Source organism: Pseudomonas sp. ES4 (assembly GCF_050586665.1).
GTDB classification, from domain to species: Bacteria; Pseudomonadota; Gammaproteobacteria; order Pseudomonadales; family Pseudomonadaceae; genus Aquipseudomonas; species Aquipseudomonas frederiksbergensis.
In genome coordinates this window covers 1-17,737 of sequence record NZ_JBOBDO010000025.1, presented here as the reverse complement: position 1 = coordinate 17,737, position 17,737 = coordinate 1, and the positions used below count along the sequence as shown (strand labels likewise).

General features: G+C 60.2%; 16 protein-coding genes and 1 pseudogene. 10 read left to right on the top strand and 7 right to left on the bottom strand.

Annotated elements, in window-relative coordinates; genetic code table 11:
- Positions 1-45: 45 nt before the first annotated feature.
- The 5 genes and pseudogenes from ACQ4OB_RS23015 to gcbA all read right to left on the bottom strand — a co-directional run bounded on the left by ACQ4OB_RS23015 (position 46) and on the right by gcbA (position 6,490).
- A complete protein-coding gene (locus ACQ4OB_RS23015; protein ID WP_430956504.1) occupies positions 46-1,785 on the bottom strand; it encodes a protein-disulfide reductase DsbD in 1,740 nt (579 codons plus the stop codon).
- 62 nt (positions 1,786-1,847) lie between these two features.
- Positions 1,848-2,210, bottom strand: a complete 363-nt coding sequence (locus ACQ4OB_RS23010; protein ID WP_232252215.1) for a hypothetical protein — start codon at positions 2,208-2,210, stop codon at positions 1,848-1,850.
- Positions 2,211-2,283: 73 nt separating this feature from the next.
- Positions 2,284-2,622: a polymorphic toxin type 44 domain-containing protein gene (locus ACQ4OB_RS23005; protein ID WP_102615693.1), complete on the bottom strand. Its 339-nt coding sequence runs from the start codon at positions 2,620-2,622 to the stop codon at positions 2,284-2,286.
- A 198-nt stretch (positions 2,623-2,820) separates the two neighbouring features.
- Positions 2,821-3,327: pseudogene (locus ACQ4OB_RS23000) on the bottom strand (methyl-accepting chemotaxis protein); the annotation flags it as partial.
- 1,492 nt (positions 3,328-4,819) lie between these two features.
- Complete coding sequence (gene gcbA, locus ACQ4OB_RS22995; protein ID WP_430956503.1) at positions 4,820-6,490, bottom strand: diguanylate cyclase GcbA; 1,671 nt, start codon at positions 6,488-6,490, stop codon at positions 4,820-4,822.
- Between the two features lie 286 nt (positions 6,491-6,776).
- Between gcbA and ACQ4OB_RS22990 the strand changes: the two genes are divergently transcribed.
- The 6 genes from ACQ4OB_RS22990 to ACQ4OB_RS22965 all read left to right on the top strand — a co-directional run bounded on the left by ACQ4OB_RS22990 (position 6,777) and on the right by ACQ4OB_RS22965 (position 13,428).
- The gene (locus ACQ4OB_RS22990) at positions 6,777-7,844 is read left to right on the top strand and encodes a DUF2333 family protein (RefSeq protein ID WP_074873450.1); all 1,068 of its coding nucleotides are present in this window, start codon (positions 6,777-6,779) and stop codon (positions 7,842-7,844) included.
- 3 nt (positions 7,845-7,847) lie between these two features.
- Positions 7,848-8,405, top strand: a complete 558-nt coding sequence (locus ACQ4OB_RS22985; protein ID WP_074873452.1) for an NUDIX hydrolase — start codon at positions 7,848-7,850, stop codon at positions 8,403-8,405.
- A gap of 178 nt (positions 8,406-8,583) precedes the next feature.
- Positions 8,584-8,955 carry a translation initiation factor Sui1 gene (locus ACQ4OB_RS22980; protein ID WP_074873454.1) on the top strand — a complete coding sequence of 124 codons (372 nt, stop codon included), beginning with the start codon at positions 8,584-8,586 and terminating at the stop codon, positions 8,953-8,955.
- Between the two features lie 218 nt (positions 8,956-9,173).
- Positions 9,174-11,087: an arginine decarboxylase gene (gene speA / locus ACQ4OB_RS22975; protein WP_076028786.1), complete on the top strand. Its 1,914-nt coding sequence runs from the start codon at positions 9,174-9,176 to the stop codon at positions 11,085-11,087.
- Positions 11,088-11,320: 233 nt separating this feature from the next.
- Positions 11,321-12,649: a type VI secretion system Vgr family protein gene (locus ACQ4OB_RS22970; protein WP_074873458.1), complete on the top strand. Its 1,329-nt coding sequence runs from the start codon at positions 11,321-11,323 to the stop codon at positions 12,647-12,649.
- Positions 12,646-13,428 (top strand): DUF4123 domain-containing protein, encoded by a 783-nt coding sequence (locus tag ACQ4OB_RS22965; protein WP_430956502.1) that lies wholly within the window; start codon positions 12,646-12,648, stop codon positions 13,426-13,428. The genes ACQ4OB_RS22970 and ACQ4OB_RS22965 overlap by 4 nt, the downstream gene beginning before the upstream one ends.
- Positions 13,429-13,491: 63 nt before the next feature.
- Here ACQ4OB_RS22965 and ACQ4OB_RS22960 read toward each other — a convergent pair whose 3' ends face one another.
- Both ACQ4OB_RS22960 and ACQ4OB_RS22955 read right to left on the bottom strand, forming a co-directional pair.
- On the bottom strand, positions 13,492-14,841 hold the full coding sequence (locus ACQ4OB_RS22960) for an MATE family efflux transporter (protein ID WP_430956501.1): 1,350 nt from the start codon (positions 14,839-14,841) through the stop codon (positions 13,492-13,494).
- Positions 14,842-15,001: 160 nt separating this feature from the next.
- Positions 15,002-15,295, bottom strand: coding sequence for a hypothetical protein (locus ACQ4OB_RS22955; protein ID WP_074880469.1), 294 nt, complete (start codon positions 15,293-15,295; stop codon positions 15,002-15,004).
- Between the two features lie 162 nt (positions 15,296-15,457).
- On the opposite strand from ACQ4OB_RS22955, the gene ACQ4OB_RS22950 reads away from it, so the two are divergent.
- The 4 genes from ACQ4OB_RS22950 to ACQ4OB_RS22935 form a co-directional block, all read left to right on the top strand.
- Positions 15,458-15,760, top strand: a complete 303-nt coding sequence (locus ACQ4OB_RS22950) for a MazG-like family protein (RefSeq protein WP_008011269.1) — start codon at positions 15,458-15,460, stop codon at positions 15,758-15,760.
- Entirely contained in the window at positions 15,760-16,509 is a 750-nt protein-coding gene (locus ACQ4OB_RS22945) for a methyltransferase (RefSeq protein WP_430956500.1), read from the top strand. The genes ACQ4OB_RS22950 and ACQ4OB_RS22945 overlap by 1 nt, the downstream gene beginning before the upstream one ends.
- Positions 16,510-16,521: 12 nt before the next feature.
- Positions 16,522-17,136, top strand: a complete 615-nt coding sequence (locus ACQ4OB_RS22940; protein ID WP_074873466.1) for a DUF4136 domain-containing protein — start codon at positions 16,522-16,524, stop codon at positions 17,134-17,136.
- A 51-nt stretch (positions 17,137-17,187) separates the two neighbouring features.
- A partial coding sequence (locus ACQ4OB_RS22935) for a DUF4136 domain-containing protein (RefSeq protein ID WP_430956499.1) occupies positions 17,188-17,737 on the top strand: 550 nt, incomplete at its 3' end.

The window sequence follows — 17,737 nt, the reverse complement described above, 5'->3', positions numbered from 1 at the left end:
GCCAGCACGATGGCCGATGTTTGCGCGAAATATGTGACCGGGTTATTAAATCCGGTCATTTACTTTCGCAACACGTTCGGCGAAGTCGGTGGCGCTGATCTCGCCGATCACTCGCACATCGGTGTGTTCGACGCCGTCCTTGCCGAAAAACATCAGCGCTGGCGGGCCGAACAGCTTGTAGCGGTCAAGCAGGGCGCGCTGCTCCGCATTGCTGGCGGTAATGTCGAAGCGGATCAGTCGATAGCCTTTGAGAAGCGCAACGACCCTGGCGTCGTTGAGCACTTTATGTTCGATGACTTTGCAACTGATGCACCAGTCGGCGTACCAGTCGAGCAGCAGCGGGGTGCCCGACGATTTGGCTTCGGCGAGGGCGCGGTCCAGGTCGGCCGGAGTGCTGACGGTTTGCCAGGTGCTGGTGTTTTGCGGCTGCTCATTGCCGGCAACCGTGCGCGGCTGGCCAATCGGATTGAGTGGATCGGTCTGGCCGCTGAACGCTCCGTACCAACACGCCAGCGCATAAAACAGCAGGAACATCCCCAGCAACTGGCCCAGGCGTTTTCTCGGCGGTTTGTAGACGAACTCCAGCGCGCCCATGAACAACCCGACGCCGCCAGCCAGCAAGCCGATCAGCAGCAACGTGATCTGGCCCGGCAGTACACGACTGAGCAGACCGATCGCCAGCCCCAGCAACAGAACGCCAATCGCGTTTTTCACATAGATCAGCCAGGGGCCGCTTTTCGGCAGCCAGGCGGCGCCGCCGGTGGCGACCAGCAATAGCGGGGCGCCCATGCCAAGGCCAAGCATGAACAATTTCAGACCACCGCCCACTGCATCGCCACTGGCGCTGATGTACAGCAGCGCGCCGGCCAGCGGTGCCGAGACGCAGGGCGACACCAACAGGCTGGAAACCACGCCCAGTACGGCAGCGCCCCACAACGAACCACCTTCGGTGCGACCGGCGATCCGGTCCAGCCGACTGCTGATAGCGTGAGGCAGCTTGAGTTCGAAGACGCCAAACATCGCCAAGGCAAACAGCGCAAAAAACAGCGCAAACGGCACCAGTACCCACGCCGATTGCAGCCGCGCCTGAAGATTGAGCTGTGCGCCGAACATCCCCATCAACGCCCCGAGCAGGGCAAAGCAGATGGCCATTGGCAGCACATAAGCGAGGGACAGAGTGAAACCGCGCAAACCACCCACCTGACCGCGTAACACCACGCCGGACAGAATCGGCAGCATCGGCAGCACACACGGTGTGAACGTCAGGCCTACGCCCGCGAGGAAGAACAGCGCCAGTTCGCGCCAGCTCCAGGCCGCAGCCCCGCCTGTATTACCATCAATACTCAGGCGCTCGGTCTCGGGTGGATAGCACAAGCCTTTGTCGGCGCACCCCTGGTACGTAACCGCCAGGGTAAAGGCGCGTTGATCGCTGCGCGGCAGTTCGATGTCGAGAATGCCGCGGTAGACCTCGACATCGCCGAAATACTCATCGTGCTTCTGTTCGCCCTTGGGCAGTTGTGCGGCGCCCAGGCCGGCATCGGGCGGGTCGGCGCGAAACTGAAAGCGGTGCCGGTAGAGGTAGTAGCCCTCGGTGGCGACGAAACGCAGTTTGATCGATTGCGGTGTGCTTTCTATCAGGCTCAGTTGAAACGCTTCACGCACCGGCAGAAAGTCGGCGCTGTTGTTGATCGAGCCCAACGTCGAACCGGGCCGACTGTCCAGCAAACCGGCGGCGGAGGCCGGCAGGGCGAGCACTAAAAACAACAGGCAGAGCAAACGGCGCATGACAATCTCGCGTATCGAAAGTGAGGGCATGATAGCGGACGGCGACGCGTGTTGCCTCGCTCCTACGGCAATGCGCTGGAGTGGTTGCACAGGTTGATAGTTACAGGGGTGTAGTGGGTGTTGTCGGTATGCCGAAACAGCGTGCTGCTGTGATACTCGTAGACTTCATGGTTGGTCGACACATTGATGACCGAGCCTTGGACATCGACCTTTATGGCTGGGTCTCGGGTGACGAGAAACGGACCAGCAGTCTTGAGTTCAGACACTATTTGTTCGTCGGATGTCAGTTCGCGATAGGCATAGTATCGATAGCTGAACGGCACGGTTGCTCCGCCTCGATCATCCTTGACACCGTAGATGAAGCCATTTTCGCCCAGGGGGAGTTTGAGTACGACATCGGTCAGCACCGGGGGGCTGGAAGACATAAGCCAAGTCCAGCCGATGTAAACCAGGCATGCCGCTAGCAAACAAGAGGTGACGATTGTGTATGCGGTTTTTTTAGTAGTTCCTGAACCGGGCATACCTGACTCCTTTTTTGATCCATTCCTGATCCGCTGGATCATCGCCAAAAGGAGCCTCGCTCCACCAGCTTCCAAATTCTACTTTTGTCGTTTTTGCCTGTGTCTGGGCAAGACCGGCTGCGCGTAACAGGACACTTTCGGAAAACCCCGCAGCAATCCCGGCCGCGCCGTAGTTGAAATTACCAAAAGCCTCATAGTCAGAAGACAGTTTTTTGTAATCCCAAGGGCCGCGATTTCTGACTTGGGTATAGAACCAGGAGTAAATGAATGCGGATCCCTCTTTCAAAATTTTTTTCTTATGGAAGGCAACTGCCATGTTTTCCTCCACAGATACGCCTGGGGGCGAAGGTGGAACTATCACGGGGCACTCCTGTTGCGCGCACGATTAATAGAAGCGCTAAACCCTAGCATCAACACGACGACTAAAAACCACTGCATGGCGAAATAGGAATTTTCATACGAGCGCTTAGACGGCGACGGTGCAGATCATCAGTTGGATCCGGGCCCGCAGCCTTTAGACCCGGAAGGCCTGGACGGCGGTATGCAAGCGTCCACCCAGCACCAACAAATTTTCCCCCTGCACGCGTCCCTCGCCGATGCGCAGCAAGTTATCCCCACCCAATTGGTGAATCCGCTCACTGTGATCGCGGATTTCGCTGACGGCGCCGCTCTGCTGGGCGGTGACATCGGCGATGCGTACGGCGGTGTCGGAAATGGTCTGGATCGCGCCGACGATTTTATCCAGTGCACCGTCGGCGGCCTGGGCCTGATTGGCGGTAGCTTCGGCGTGTTCGACCTGAGCGCGCATGCCTTCCACCGATTGACGCGCCGCGGTTTGCAAACCGGCGATCAATGTCTGGATCTCTGCCGTGGCGCCGGCGGTGCGTTGTGCCAGTGAACGAACTTCTTCGGCCACCACCGCAAACCCTCGGCCCATTTCCCCGGCCCGGGCGGCTTCGATGGCGGCGTTCAGGGCCAGCAGGTTGGTCTGGTCGGCAATCGAACGGATGACCGTCAGCACGCCGCCAATGGTGGCCGACTCCTCGGCCAGGTGTTCTATCATTTGCGCGTTGCCTTGCACTTCGCCGACCAGCGCGTGGAGCCCGGTGAGGCTCAAGCCGATGACTTTCTGGCCTTGCTCCACCGCCAGCCCGGCATGGCGGCTCGCGTCGGCCGCCTGGCTGGCATCGCCGGCAACCTGTTGAATGGTCGCTTCCAGCTCGCCGAGGGAATCACGGATCAGTGCCGTGTCGCCGGCCTGATGTTCGGCGCCGCTGTGCAGGTCATTGCTCAGTTCGGCCAGGGTTCGGCTACTGCCGGCGACCTGTTCGGCGTTGAGGCGAATGGTCCCGACCAGGTCCACGAGGTATGCGCGCAAGCGATTGAGCGACGCTTCGATGTCGTGCAACTCACGGTTGGTTTTACCCAATTGAATGTCGCGGCTGAAGTCGCCCTCGGCCCAGGTCGAAAGGGCCGGGGCGAGGTTGGTCAGGGTCCGGGCCAGTTTCCGTTGCAAGGTGTCGATCAGCAAAGCAATCAGCAGGATCAAGGCGATCATCACGCCTTGCATCAGCCGCACTTCGCCCTGGATCTGTCCGTGCTGGGCGCGAACCACCGGCTCCAGCCCGGCAATGGCCTGCTGCACGGCGGCGATTTTCAGGTGAGTGGCGGCGCTGAGGTCGGAGCGTTTCTGGATCTGGTCGCGAGTGCGCGCCAGTTCGGCCGGGTAGCGCGTGAGGAGGCTGTTCAGTTCACGCTTGAGGCCAACGCCTGCATCCTCGGCAACAGCTTTTTCGGTGTTCTCCAGGCCCATCATTGCCGCGAAATCATCGGTGCCGGATTCGCTGCTGCTGGCTACACCCAGCAGCGGCAAAGCACTCAACAATTCAGCCTGAGTGCGGATGTTGGCGAGTTCACGCTCGACATCGGCGGCCAATTCGCTGCGGCCGCTGCTGACCAGTTTGTCCCGGGCCAGAGACAATTTGCCCAAGTGCTGGGCAGCGGCGAGCAACGGCGTCAGATACGCCGCGTCAGCGCTGGCGTACCGGCTGAGCTGATCGAGGCTGGCGCCGAGTTCGCGTTCGGCCTGAAGCAGCAGCGCTTGCGGATCGCCGGCGAGTTTGCCAGCGGCCAGCAGGTCGGTTTTGCTGAATTCTTCGAGGTTCGACAGGCTCGGGCGCAAGGTGTCGGCCAAGGCCGGCGGCAACTCGCCGAGCTCCTTTTGCACGCCGTCGATGGCCTGACTGGCACTGCTCAGGCGCAGGGCATCGCCGCTGGCGAGGTAGTCGCCGATATTGCGCGCGACTTCATTTTGAAATTGCTGGGACAAGCCCAGGTAACGCTCCATCAAAAGATAGGGGCGCTCCAGGGCCTTTTGCGACCACCACAGTGTGGCGCCAAGGGCCACGCACACGGCGACTAAAAGAAGGGTATTGAGATTGGTCAGCAGCTTCAGGCGCATCGCGGGTCTACCAACGGCAGAATGTTAAGCGCCTGAAGTTATTGCGTTTGTATTACAGGGTTATGACCGAATGGGTCGATTCCGATGAAAAGGTGGCACTTTGCTTTGACGTTCGCGCAGCCTGCACGCGATTGCGTCCGGCGTCTTTTGCGCGATACAGCGCTTCGTCGGCCTGGCTGGCCATCATCAGGCTGTCGGAGTGTTCACACAGTTCCACCACGCCGGCGCTGAACGTGCACCAGAGGTCTTGCGGTTGAGCCGGGTAGTGAATCTCGGCAAAGCGCCGACGGATTTCGTCGAGCACTTTGTGGGCCGATTCGAGATCGGTGTCCGGCATGACAATCGCGAACTCTTCACCGCCGTAACGGCCGATGAAATCGGTCTTGCGCAAGCGTTGCTTGAGAAACAGCGCCAGGCTCTTGATCACCCGATCGCCCATGGGGTGGCCATGGCTGTCGTTGACTCGTTTGAAGTGGTCGATGTCGAGCATCGCAAAGCTCAGCGGTTTGCTCTCGCGACGGGCGCGGAACGAACAGTCTTCGAGCAATTGCAGAATGTGCGTGTGGTTGTACAGCCCTGTGAGGCTGTCGCGGACCATCCGCGCTTTCAGATTGCGTGCCCGCGCCGCGCGGTTGCGCACGGTGGTAATCAGGTGCCGGGGCTTGATCGGTTTGGTCAGGAAGTCGTCGCCGCCCTCGCTCATGGCGTCGAGCTGTTTGTCCAGATCGTCTTCGGCTGACAGGTAAATGATCGGTACGCTGACGTAACGGTCGTTGTGGCGGATCACCTTGGCCAGTTCAGTACCGGTGCAGGCCGGCATGTACATGTCGAGGATGATCAGGTCTGGCTGGAAATCCGCCAGCTCGGCCATGGCCTGGATCGGCTCGATCAAGGTCCGCGTAACGATCCCGGCACTGTTGAGCAGGCGCTCGGTGTGCAAGGCCTGGGCGCGTGAGTCGTCGATGATCAGCACTTTATAAGGTTCGTACTGGGCGACACAGGTCAGGACTTCGATTTTCTCCAGCAGGCTCGAGGCTTCGAGGGTGCCGGTCAGGAATTCCTGGCCTCCGGCCCGCACGGCGGCGAGACGAGTAGGGGTATCGGTTTCGTGCAGGCTGAAGAACAACAGCGGCAATTGATGGTCGAGGCCTTCCTGGGCTTCGGCAGCCAGTTTCAGACCGATGCCGGTGCCACTGAAGTCCACGTCCATGACGATCGCCGCGGGCAAGCGCTCGATCATCGAAGAGCGGAACGCCGCAACGCTGTCGAGGGCTTGCGCGCTGAGTCCGAAGAATTCCAGTTGTTTGGCCAGGCGCTCGCCACGGTCATGATCCTGCAGCATCACGTAAACCGGCTTGCGCAGGGGTGGCAGAAAGGTCTGGTCCAGCTGATCGCCATGGCGCAGGCCAGTGCGTGACAAGCGTTGCATCAAGCGATTGAGGTCAGTGATCAATCCGCTGCTCAGGCGTCCGCGATTGGCATCGACAGCCTCCAGCGACTGACCGATGTGGCGCGCCAGCTGGGTGTGTTCAGGTTGTTCGAAGCGCTCGGCGAAACGCAGCAGGCGCAGGTTGGCCTCGCTCAGTTCCGATAGGTCGGTGGTGGACCACTCGCTGCGTTGCAGGCGCTGCCATATCTCAAGAATTTGACGTGCCTGATGAATTACCCGCTGGGCAAAGTGGTGCTTGAGGCGCTCACGGCTGGGGTCTTCTGGCTCGGTCATATCCTGACAACTAGTTAGGGGGCATGCTGAGGTTGACTGGTGGCTCTATGCTAGCACCTCTTTTCCATCGCATGAGTGTCGTACGTCAATTAACTGTAAAGCGACCTGATTCAGTTAATGACCGACTGGTCGCATAGGATCGAAGCTGTGCTTCATTTATAGTGGCCGTCGATCGTGGCTATTGTGCGGGTAGTGTTGACGCAGGATTTAATGCGCGGCAAACGAGGCACGATGAGATAGGGTTGTGGTCGAACCGATGAACTCAAGTGATTGAAAGGATATCGCCATGCTGGACTGGAAGAACCGCGCGGGCAGCGCGCCTGAACGTGCCGCTGAACCGAAGTCGGCCACCCGTAGTTACCTGGGTGGCCTGTTGTTCAGTCGGGCGCTGGCCACTCTGATTGGCCTGTACTTGCTGGTGGCTATTGCGCTGGGCTGGTACTGGAGCCAGGAACCTGCGCTGTTTCCGGTTCAGCAGAATGCCCAGATGGCCGCCGAGAAAGAAGGCAAGCAAATGGTCATCGGCTACACCACGGTCGAAACCCTCAAGACCGTCGCCGGTACTTTGCTGACCAAACCGGGTGGCTATATTTCCAACGACCGTTTCCCGCCGGGCCTGTGGATGGATAACACGCCGAGCTGGGAATATGGCGTGCTGGTCCAGGTCCGCGACCTGACGCGAGCCTTGCGTAAAGACTTCGCCCGCTCGCAATCGCAATCTGCCGAAGACTCCGATCTGGCCAAGGCCGAGCCGCGTTTCAACTTCGACAATAAAAGCTGGGTACTGCCATCCAGTGAGTCCGAGTACCAGGAAGGCATGAATTCCCTGAGCCGTTATCAGGCACGCCTGTCCGATCCGTCGCAGAAAAACGCACTGTTCTACGCCCGCGCCGACAACCTGAACAACTGGCTGGGCGATGTCGGCACCCGTCTGGGTTCGCTGTCGCAACGCCTGTCGGCCAGCGTTGGCCGGGTCAAGCTCAATACCGCGTTGAAAACCGAAGTCGTCGCCCCGGGGCAGGTGCCGCAGGTTGACGAAGAAATCGTCGAAACCCCGTGGATGCAGATCGACAACGTGTTCTATGAAGCACGCGGTCAGGCCTGGGCCTTGTCCCATCTGCTGCGTGCCATCGAAGTCGACTTCGCCGATGTGCTGGCCAAGAAGAACGCCACGGTCAGCGTGCGCCAGATCATTCGTGAACTGGAAGCCTCGCAGGAACCGGTTTGGAGTCCTATGATCCTCAATGGCAGCGGCTTCGGGGTGCTGGCCAACCACTCGCTGGTGATGGCCAACTACATTTCCCGGGCCAACGCCGCAGTGATCGATTTGCGTCAATTGCTCAATCAGGGCTGAGTCATGGTCGATAGCGCCAGAGAGGTCGCGCACCGCGCGGCCTCGGATGCCGAACAGATCGCCTGGGTGGACGAGCAGGACAACCTGCTCGGTGCCCTGGTCCGCTCCGACCTGCGTGAACGCGGGCTGATCGGGCGCGGCACTTACATCATGCTGTTCAATTCCGCCGGTGAACTCTGCGTGCATCGACGCACGTTGAGCAAAGCCATTTATCCAGGATTCTGGGACGTGGCGGCGGGGGGCATGGTGCTGGCGACCGAAACCTACGCCGAATCGGCTGCCCGCGAGCTGGAAGAAGAGCTGGGCGTGAGCGGTGTGGAACTGACCGCCCATGATCACTTTTACTTCGAAGACACCGGTAATCGGCTCTGGTGTTCGGCGTTTTCGGCGGTGTGGGATGGTCCATTGATCCTGCAACCGGAAGAAGTCCTTGAAGCGCGCTTCATCCCTGTTGATCAAGTCCTGCTGGAAATCCAGCAAAAGCCTTATTGCCCGGACTCTCTGGCCGCCTTGAAGCGCTATCTTCAGGCCCGTGGGGCGGACGTCGCAAAAGAGGCATGAATTGGCGCCGATTGGCTCTTAGCAAGTCGGCTTTTTGCCGTTACACTGCGCGACCTTTTCAAGCTGAACCGGCATTGGCTGGCTCAGTAGCGCTGCCCCTGCCTGAGTGGGGCTTCGCGGTCGATGGCTCCCTCCCGGGTTGCCGCGACCAGTCTTTGTCCTCCCAAGAGGATTGCCGGTGGCCAAAAAAGCCGCATCCTTCGCCGCCCTTGGTGGGCTGGTGTTTTCCACCGACGCAGGTCGTCATTGCCCGGATTGCAGTAAACCGGTGGATGCCTGCATCTGCAAACAGACCGTTATCCCGGCCGGCGACGGCATTGCCCGCGTGCGTCGCGAAAGCAAGGGCCGTGGCGGCAAGACGGTGACCACTATCACCGGCGTGCCGTTGGCCGAAGAGGCGCTCAAGGACCTGGCCACGACGTTGAAAAAACGTTGCGGAACCGGTGGGGCGTTGAAAGACGGGATCATCGAAATCCAGGGCGATCATGTCGAGCTACTCTTGGCCGAGCTGATCAAACACGGTTTCAAAGCGAAGAAGTCCGGCGGCTAGCAGCCTCTGTGAAAACCACCCTCGGCTTGATCCAGTCCTGATCCGATTCAGGTTTGGCGTCGTCTACATGGTTTTCACAGAGCCTGTTCTGACCGGTTTCTAAACTCACTGCGGTCAGCGAGGTCTATCCCCTCGTTGACGAACCGTCATTTTCATTCTTTAGACTGCGCCGGCCTGAACCCAGGCGACGCTCTATGACTTCTTTATAGGGGACTTCAATGTCCGTACGACGCACACGCAAAGACGATGGCAGCCAATGGACAGTTGCGGACAGCCGCAGTGTTTACGGGATTCGCCATTGGGGGGCCGGGTACTTCGCGATCAATGACGCCGGTCGCGTCGAAGTTCGTCCGAACGGTCCGACCAGTTCGCCTATCGACCTGTTCGAGCAAGTCGACCAGCTGCGTAAAAGCGGTTTGTCCTTGCCGTTGCTGGTGCGTTTCCCTGACATTCTGCAAGACCGCGTGCGTCAGTTGACCGGCGCGTTCGACGCGAACATCGAGCGTCTGGAATACCAGAGCAAGTACACCGCGCTGTACCCGATCAAGGTTAACCAGCAAGAAGCGGTGATCGAGAACATCATTGCCACCCAGGACGTGTCCATTGGTCTTGAAGCCGGCTCCAAGCCTGAGCTGCTGGCCGTGCTGGCCCTGGCGCCGAAGGGCGGCACCATCGTCTGCAACGGCTATAAGGATCGCGAATTCATTCGTCTGGCGCTGATGGGCCAGAAGCTCGGCCACAACGTGTTCATCGTGATCGAGAAAGAATCCGAAGTCGGTCTGGTGATCGAAGAAGCCGCCTCGCTCAAGGTCAAGCCTCAGGTTGGCCTGCGCGTGCGTCTGTCGTCCCTGGCGTCGAGCAAGTGGGCTGACACCGGTGGCGAAAAATCCAAGTTCGGTCTGTCGGCGGCGCAATTGCTGTCGGTGGTCGAGCGTTTCCGCGCTGCTGGCCTGGACCAGGGCATTCGCCTGTTGCACTTCCACATGGGCTCGCAGATCGCCAACCTGGCGGACTACCAGCACGGCTTCAAGGAAGCGATTCGTTACTACGGCGAACTGCGCAACCTCGGCCTGCCGGTGGATCACATCGACGTCGGTGGCGGTTTGGGCGTGGACTACGACGGTACGCACTCGCGTAACGCCAGTTCGATCAACTACGACATGGACGATTACGCCGGTGTCGTGGTCGGGATGCTCAAGGAATTCTGCGACGCGCAGAACCTGCCGCACCCGAACATCTTCTCCGAAAGCGGCCGTTCCCTGACCGCTCACCACGCCATGCTGGTGGTTCAGGTCACCGACGTCGAGAAACACAACGACGACGTGCCGAAAATCGACAATAAGGAAGAACTGCCGGAAACCGTGCAGTGGCTGGTTGACCTGCTGGGCCCGACCGACATCGAGATGGTCACTGAAACCTACTGGCGCGCCACTCACTACATGAGCGATGTTGCGACCCAGTACGCCGATGGCAAGTTGACCCTGGCCGAGAAAGCCCTGGCCGAGCAATGCTACTTCGCCGTGTGCCGTCGCTTGCACAACTCGTTGAAGGCGCGTCAGCGTTCGCACCGTCAGGTGCTCGACGAACTCAACGACAAGCTGGCCGACAAGTACATCTGCAACTTCTCGGTATTCCAGAGCCTGCCGGACACCTGGGCCATCGGCCAGGTCCTGCCGATCCTGCCGCTGCACCGTCTCGACGAAGAGCCGCTGCGTCGTGCGGTGCTGCAAGACCTGACCTGCGACTCCGACGGCAAGATCAAGCAATACGTCGACGAGCAGAGCATCGAGACCAGCTTGCCGGTGCATGGCCTGAACGAAGGTGAAGACTACCTGCTGGGTATCTTCCTGGTCGGCGCCTACCAGGAAATTCTCGGCGACATGCACAACCTGTTCGGTGACACCGACTCGGTGAACATCTATCAGAACGCTGACGGCAGCGTGTACCACGCGGGTATCGAAACCCACGACACTATCGAAGACATGCTGCGTTACGTGCACTTGTCGCCGGAAGAGTTGATGACTCACTACCGCGACAAATGCGCCAGCGCCCGCATCACCGCCGCCGAGCGTACCCAGTTCCTCGACGCATTGCGTCTGGGGCTGACCCGTTCTTCTTACCTGTCTTCTTGAGGTAAGGCATTGCTCTCACCAGGTTGTCTGAAAATGTTCCGCACGTATCGGAAATTTCAGATGACCTGGTGGGATGCCTCCCGAATTTGACGCGAAATGACTTACATTCCTGGCCATCCAAGTGATGTGGTCTTCTTTTCGCGTAGGTCATTTCCTAAGTTGTACTTCGGCACTCTACTCGGCCAACTCTCTCGGAGAGAATCCCCGGCCGCCCCTCCTGTAGAGAATCGCCGATGTTCGATCCAGTCAACGAGCCGTCATTTCGTCTGGATGTAGAGGGTCTGCCCGACCCCTTTGAGGTCTTGGCCTTTACCGGTAGAGAAGCCATCAGCGAGCCTTTTGTGTTCGACGTGGATCTGCTGATCGATGACCCCACACTCGACCTTGCAAGCCTGCTGTACCGTCCGGCCTTTTTGCATGTCGGGCCAGCGGGAAATGGCTTCCACGGACAATTGCATGAACTCGTCCAGTGTGACCATGACCTGGTTGTCAGGCTCTGTCGCGTGCGTCTGGGGCCGAAGCTGGCATGCCTTTCCCTGCGCTTCAGTCAGCGAATTTTCAGCGCGCGCTCGGTGCCGCAAATCCTCAGTCAGGTGCTCAAGGAGCACGGTATCGTCGGCAAGAGTCGGCGCTTTGAGCTGAGTGGCGATTACCCGCCCCGTGAATTCTGTACGCAGTACCGGGAATCAGACCTGCAATTTATCCAGCGTTTGTGTGTCCAGGAACGGCTTCACTACCATTTCGAACACGACGCGCGCGGGCATTGCGTGGTTTTCGGTGATGGTCAGGGGCACTTTCGTTTCAGCGAGAGCGCGGTTTTCCAGGTCGAGAGCGAACAATCGGCCGTGCGGCAGTTCAAGCTTCTGGGGCGCGCTGGGCAGCCAGCCGCGCCGATTGCCGAAGGTCGAACGGACCTGGCGGCGCTGCGCAGCGGGCAGTTGATGCCACTGTCCGGTCATCCGATCGCCGACTGTAATCATCTCTGGCTGCTGACCCGGGTGGAGCATCAGGGCAGCCAGGATTTAACGCAGTCCTACAGCAACCAGATCCATGCGATTCACTGGCAGGTGCCTTTTGTCGCGCCTCATTGCGCAGTGAAACCCAGGATGCACAGCCTGCAACGGGCCTGGGTGGTCAACATCGATGAGGCATGCCCCGATCCGTCCAGACCGGTTGCCGTGCAATTTGACTGGCTTTATCAGGGCGAGGGCGCCGTGCCCAGTCACAGTTGGCTGCCGGTGGCCGCTGAACTGGGCGACGCGGCAGTCGAGCAGTTGGATGAGGGTGCAGAAGTGGTTGTGAGCTTTATCGAGGGGGATCCGGATCAGCCGCTGATTACCGGGGTTCTTCACCTTCCTTCGTCCGTTGACGACATTGATAACGACGGCCCGCTGCACACATCTGAGGTCGAGGAAATCGGGGGCTTGCTGGCGCTACTGCAATCGAGCGAACCATTGATGTTGCTATGCCTTCTGCCCGGTGGCGGCAGTTTCAACCATTGCACGCAGGTCCTCTGCACCTGCCGGGCCGCGAAGCGGTTTGGCCAGAGCGGTGCGGCATGATCGTCGCGCCCCCGCAATGGCTATTGCTGGATGTGCCGGGTTCGCCGCAGGCGGGGGTGGCGCTGCAACAGCAATTTGCGCATGCCCGGTGGTTCTGGTTGTTCGAAGGCACTGAGTGGCATGCGCTGCGTGAACACGGCCCGGCCCTAATCGACCTTCGGACATGCCCGGCGCTGGCCGGGTTGTGCCACAGCGAAGTGCCCCTCTGGCGCGGCTTGCTGATGGCCAGCGAGGTGTCGTCCTCGCAATTGCTGGAGCATTTGCGCCGCATGCTCACGGTCACAGTCGGTCTGCATCACCGAGCCTTGTTGAGTTACTACAACCCGCAAACGGCCAGTTACTTGTTCGATGCCTGCGATGCGCAGGAGCTGAGTCGCTGGCTGGGTCCTGTCAGCCATTTACGCTGGTTCGGCGGGACCTGGGCCGACCGCGCGATCGGCAGTCAGGGCTGGCAGCAACTGGTCAATCCGGGGCTTGCCGTCAGCCCTTTGGCGGTTGAAGAAAGCCTCAGTCCGCGTCAGCAGGAAAAACTGCAAACCTGCCTGCTGGAGCAACATGCCTGGCACTGGAGTCGATCCACCGGGACTGACTACAGCACGCTGTGGGTTCACCTGCAGGAAGGGTTGGCGCTGGGGTTTACCGAGCGCCCGGTACTTGATGACTGGTTATGGCTACGATTGCAGTACCCCGGCGCTTTGCCTGGGCATGCGTTGCCGGGACTCACCCAGCAGGAGCGTCTCGATAGCCTGCGCAACCGGTGGCAGAACGATCAATCCTGAACGCACCGGTGCTCTGGCGTGCCGTTGCAGGACCTGCATTTCCCGCACACCAGCCATGCCGAGTCAGTGAGCTTTGCCTGCGAACCAGCCGTCGTTTTTGTGCAGGTACCAGGCAAACGCGCCGAGGGTCAGGCTGCGCAGCACCATGAACAGCAGAAAGGTTATCCACAGTCCATGGTTGCCCAAACCTTGCAGCGCCCAGGCAAACGGCAGCAGCAGAATCACCGTCAGCAACATGCCGTTGCGCATTTCCCGGGCACGGGTGGCGCCGATAAACAATCCGTCGAGCAGGTAACTCCCGACCGCAATCAGCGGCAGCGCGGCAAGGTAGGGCAAGTAAATGAATGCCGTGTCGCGCACGCTCTGAATGTCGGTCTGCATCTCGATAAACAAATGCCCGGCGAACAGGAACAGCACGGCAAAACCCAGGCTCGCCAGCAATGACCAACCGCAGGCCACCACCAAGGAACGGCGCAGGGCTTCTCGATCGCGAGCACCAATGGCATGCCCGCAAAGGGCTTCCACCGCGTGGGCCAGGCCGTCCAGCGCATGGGCGGTCAGCAGCAAACCGTTGAGCAGCAGAGCGTTGGCGGCGACGGTGGCATCACCCAGTCGCGCGCCTTGCACGGTGATCAGGAAAAACACCGATTGCAGCGCCAGGCTGCGGATGAAAATGTCGCGGTTGACCGCCAATAGCGGCCGCCAGCTCCGCCACAGCGCCAGTGCTGCCCAGACGATGTGGCCGGGATAGGCGCGCAAGGCGTTGCGCGTCATCAGCAGGCCGATCAGCGCGCCAGTCCATTCGGCGATTACCGACGCACGGGCCGCACCGACCACGCCCCACTCCAGCCCGAGAACGAACCACAGGTTCAGCGCGATATTCACCAGGTTGGTGCTCAGCAAAATGGCCAGCGGCGCTCGGGCGTTCTGCGTGCCGAGGAACCAGCCGACCAGCGCATAACTGGCCAGCGCCGCCGGCAGACCGAACAGGCGCGTGTGGAAAAACTCGCGGGTCAACTGATCCAGCTCCGCCGACGGCTGCATGAAATGCAGCGCGACCCCGCTCAACGGCACGCCGAGTGTCCCCAGCACTATGGCCAGACCCATTGCCAGCAACAGACCCTGCAGCAAGATCTGCCGCAAAGCCGCGCCGTCCTCCCGCCCGGCGGCCTGTGCGGCGAACCCGGTGGTGCCCATGCGCAGAAAACCCATGGCCCAGGCGAGAAAGGTATACAGGCTGGCCCCGACCGCGACCGCGCCCAACTGATGGGCGTGGGGCAAGTGACCGACGACAGCGCTGTCGACCAGCGCCACCAGCGGTACGGAAATATTCGAGAGAATCATCGGCGCGGCGAGCGCCCAGACTCGACGATGGGTAGGGCGGTCGCGCCAGTCGGCGATCAGGTTGGACATGCAGGCTCCTTGGGGGAGCGGCATTGTAGCGACAGTTTGTGGTGATCGTTCCCATGCTCTGCGTGGGAATGACTCCTGTGACGCTCTGCGTCACGCCGTCAGGGACGCGGAGCGTCCCGGGCTGCATTCCCACGCAGAGCGTGGGAACGATCAATCGGGATCAATGGATTATCCAGCTCAGCAACCAAAGCCCCAGCAGCAACCAGATAATCCCCATGATGATCGACGCATTCATGAACGCCCGAATGGCCGACCACAACAGCATCAACCCCACGATCAGCGCAATGATGCTGATGATCGACGCATCCATGCCCAGTGCACTGGACAGCCCTTCGACAAAGTTGCTGCCGGCGTTGCTCAACAGGTTGAACAAGCCACTGAGGCCATCGACGATGAAACGGATAACCGAACCGAGAGCCTGGCCGAGCCATTCGAAAAAACTTTCTACCTGCATGTCGTGAGCGTCCTTGATGAAAGTGGTGGCGTGGTTGCCGGACTTGAGCCTTGGGCTGTCGAGCCGGGTGCCGAGTTCCCTCCAAGCATAGTGTTTTTGCAACGCTTGCCGCTTGCCTTCATTCCTTATCCCCCCGAAGCTATACGCCTTCAGGAGAGCCCGATGAACCTTGTTGAACTGACCGAACGCCTGCACGCCATCCGTGACCGCAATGACTGGCGGCAATTTCACAGCCCGAAAAACCTGGCCATGGCCGCGAGCGTGGAAATGTCCGAGCTGGTGGAAATTTTCCAGTGGCTGACCGAAGACCAGTCGCGCCAGTTACCGGCGGACAAGCTCGCCCATGCCGGGCAGGAAATCGGTGACATCGTGCTCTATCTGCTGCTGTTGTGCAGCGAGTTGGGATTGGACATGAATGAAGTGGTGCGCAGCAAACTCGCGGACAGCGAACGGAGGTTCAGCTGATGAGCGACCGTCATTTCGATCAACTGGCGACCCGTTTCGCCGAAAAAATCTACGGCGGTGCCAAAGGCGCGATCCGTCTGGCGGTGCTTCAGGCCGACCTGGCCGAAGTCTTGCCGGACCGTCCTTTGCGCGTACTGGATATCGGTGCCGGCCTGGGCCACATGTCATTGTGGCTGGCCCAGCGCGGTCATGAAGTCACGCTGGCCGAACCCGCCGAGCCGATGCTCGAAGGCGCCCGCCAACGCTTTGCCGATGCCGGGCAAACAGCGACGTTCATCCAGGCGCCGTGGCAGGATCTGCTCGGCCAACTCACCGAACCCTACGACCTGGTGCTGTGCCACGCCGTGCTGGAATGGCTGGCCGAACCCCATGCGATCCTGCCGGTGCTGCATCAATTGACCAAACCAGATGGCTGGTTATCCCTGGCCTTCTACAACCGCGATGCGTTGATCTATCGCAACCTGCTCAAAGGCCACTTCCGCAAGATGCGCAAGAACGACATGGCCGGCGAAAAACAAAGCCTGACCCCGCAGCAGCCGCTTGATCCGCGCGAACTGGCGGCGCAACTTGAAGGCCTGTGGCAGGTCGAAAGCCAGAGCGGGGTGCGGGTTTTTCACGATTACATGCCGGTGGAATTCCAGGCTCGGGTCGAACTGGCGGACTTGCTGGAAATGGAACTGGCCCACCGTCGTCACCCAAGCTTTGCCGGGCTTGGGCGCTACTTGCACTGGATCTGTCGGCCGGTCTGATCGGAGCGCGAAATGAACAGTCGTTCGGGGTTATTGGTGGTCTGTCTCGGCTTGGCGGCCTGTCAGGGCAGCAACCCTTATGTGGCGTCATCCAACCCCTTACCACCCGCGCCGCCTCAGGCGGCCAACACCTTCGACCGCAGCGCCTACCCGGCACCGCCGCGTGACTACGGGCGTTACCGCAGCTGGGCCTGGCTCAACGGGCAGTTGCCGCCGGGCACCGCCTGGGCGGATTCGGCGCAGGTCGCCGAAGCCGTCAGCAATGCGCTCGATCAACGTGGCTTGCGCCCGCTGCAGGATAACCGCCCGGCCGACCTGTTTGTCAGCGCCGAGCTGCACCTGGAAACCCGCCTGCGTCAGGTTCGCGACGACTATGGTTATTACGGTGGCGGCTATGGCGGTTACAACCGCTACGGCAGCGGTTACGGCCTATACAACACCGTGCCGATCGTGCGGACTTATCAGGAACAGGTCGTGGTGGTGCGGGTTGATCTGTTTGACGCTCAGAGCGGTCAGCCGGTATGGAGTGCCAGCGCCGAAACCAGCAATCGCGGCAGCGAGAGCGAGCGTGCCGATGCGATACGCAAGGCTGTAGAAAAGGCGATGTCGGCGTATCCTCCCAATTAGCTTCCGTAAGGAAACATTCCGCAGGTTCATGTCTTCAACCGGAGAATCATCATGTTCCGCCGTCTCGCTTTACTGGCTATGGTCGTGCTGCTCAGTGCCTGCGCCGGCAGCCAGGTCAATCATGACTTCGATGCCAGCCGCGACTTTGCCGCCTATCGCAGCTGGAACTGGAAAGAACCCGCCCTGCAATATCGCCCTGACGACCCACGGATCAAGAGCGACCTGACTGAACAACGCATTCGCCAGTCGGTAGCCGATCAGTTGGATCAACGTGGCCTGCGTCCGGCTGCCGGTGGCCAAAAGGGCGATTTGAACGTGCAGACCTATCTGATCGTCGAACAGCGCCAGCAACAAGTGACCACCAACTACGGCGGCGCTTGGGGTAATCCATGGAACGGCTACTGGGGCGGGCCGATGTACACCGAAACCCGTAACGTCAGTTACAACGTGGCGATCATCCAGATCGACCTGCTCGACGGCAAGGACGGCAAACTGGTATGGCGCGGCAGTGACGAGCAGATACTTAGCCGCACACCGAACCCGTCGGATCGCAGCACTGCCATCCAGGAAACGGTCGGGCGAATTCTCGCCAACTACCCAC

Excerpts from the sequence above, each read along its gene's own strand:
- ACQ4OB_RS22990 (WP_074873450.1), top strand. The coding sequence starts at position 6,777 with ATGCTGGACTGGAAGAACCGCGCGGGCAGCGCGCCTGAACGTGCCGCT.
- gcbA (WP_430956503.1), bottom strand. The coding sequence starts at position 6,490 with ATGACCGAGCCAGAAGACCCCAGCCGTGAGCGCCTCAAGCACCACTTT.
- ACQ4OB_RS23015 (WP_430956504.1), bottom strand. The coding sequence starts at position 1,785 with ATGCGCCGTTTGCTCTGCCTGTTGTTTTTAGTGCTCGCCCTGCCGGCC.
- ACQ4OB_RS23010 (WP_232252215.1), bottom strand. The coding sequence starts at position 2,210 with ATGTCTTCCAGCCCCCCGGTGCTGACCGATGTCGTACTCAAACTCCCC.
- ACQ4OB_RS22940 (WP_074873466.1), top strand. The coding sequence starts at position 16,522 with ATGAACAGTCGTTCGGGGTTATTGGTGGTCTGTCTCGGCTTGGCGGCC.
- ACQ4OB_RS22985 (WP_074873452.1), top strand. The coding sequence starts at position 7,848 with ATGGTCGATAGCGCCAGAGAGGTCGCGCACCGCGCGGCCTCGGATGCC.
- ACQ4OB_RS22970 (WP_074873458.1), top strand. The coding sequence starts at position 11,321 with ATGTTCGATCCAGTCAACGAGCCGTCATTTCGTCTGGATGTAGAGGGT.
- ACQ4OB_RS22950 (WP_008011269.1), top strand. The coding sequence starts at position 15,458 with ATGAACCTTGTTGAACTGACCGAACGCCTGCACGCCATCCGTGACCGC.
- ACQ4OB_RS22965 (WP_430956502.1), top strand. The coding sequence starts at position 12,646 with ATGATCGTCGCGCCCCCGCAATGGCTATTGCTGGATGTGCCGGGTTCG.
- ACQ4OB_RS22945 (WP_430956500.1), top strand. The coding sequence starts at position 15,760 with ATGAGCGACCGTCATTTCGATCAACTGGCGACCCGTTTCGCCGAAAAA.
- ACQ4OB_RS22960 (WP_430956501.1), bottom strand. The coding sequence starts at position 14,841 with ATGTCCAACCTGATCGCCGACTGGCGCGACCGCCCTACCCATCGTCGA.
- ACQ4OB_RS22955 (WP_074880469.1), bottom strand. The coding sequence starts at position 15,295 with ATGCAGGTAGAAAGTTTTTTCGAATGGCTCGGCCAGGCTCTCGGTTCG.
- speA (WP_076028786.1), top strand. The coding sequence starts at position 9,174 with ATGTCCGTACGACGCACACGCAAAGACGATGGCAGCCAATGGACAGTT.
- ACQ4OB_RS23005 (WP_102615693.1), bottom strand. The coding sequence starts at position 2,622 with ATGGCAGTTGCCTTCCATAAGAAAAAAATTTTGAAAGAGGGATCCGCA.